Below are 589 nucleotides of genomic sequence, written 5' to 3'. Positions count from 1 at the left end.
CGTAATGCACATAGTTATTATCCATGGCATTTGTACAACAATAATGAAAAAGAAATCCTTGACAATAATGCCGGTGATAAAAAAGGGACTTATGCTCCAATCCCTATTCACGAGAAAGCGATGGCCTTTATAGAAAAACATAGTGATGAACCCTTTTTTCTTTATTATCCAAATGTAATACCCCATGCCGAGCTGGAAGTACCTGAGTCATATATGGAAAAATACCACGGTAAATATTTACCTGAAAAAGAGTTTAAAGGAGTAACATCCAAAAATAAGAGATTCAGGAAAGGCGGATATGCCTCTCAAGAAGAATCGCATGCTGCCTTTGCTGGGATGATAAACTTAATGGATGAACAGGTTGGTGAGATTATGGCAAAAATTGAAGAGCTTGGTTTGACTGAAAATACAATCATCATGTTTGCCTCTGATAACGGTCCTCATGCAGCAGGAGGTGGCGATCCTGAATACTTTAATTCCAATGGTATTTATCGCGGAATTAAGCGCGATTTGTATGAAGGTGGCATTCGGGTTCCCTTTATTGTTAGCTGGCCCGAAACCATAGCGCAAGGCGCAAGCAGTGAGCATA

At 39.9% G+C, this 589-nt stretch carries 1 protein-coding gene; it reads left to right on the top strand.

Annotated features, from left to right (window positions below; all coding sequences use genetic code 11):
* Positions 1 to 589: sulfatase-like hydrolase/transferase (locus tag FNN09_RS20905; RefSeq protein ID WP_143304432.1), on the top strand; the 589-nt coding region annotated here is incomplete at both ends.

Origin of the sequence: Carboxylicivirga sp. M1479, assembly GCF_007097485.1 — a bacterium.
GTDB lineage: Bacteria > Bacteroidota > Bacteroidia > Bacteroidales > Marinilabiliaceae > Carboxylicivirga.
Note: the sequence above shows the minus strand (reverse complement) of the source record. Positions and strands in the feature narration are given on the sequence as shown.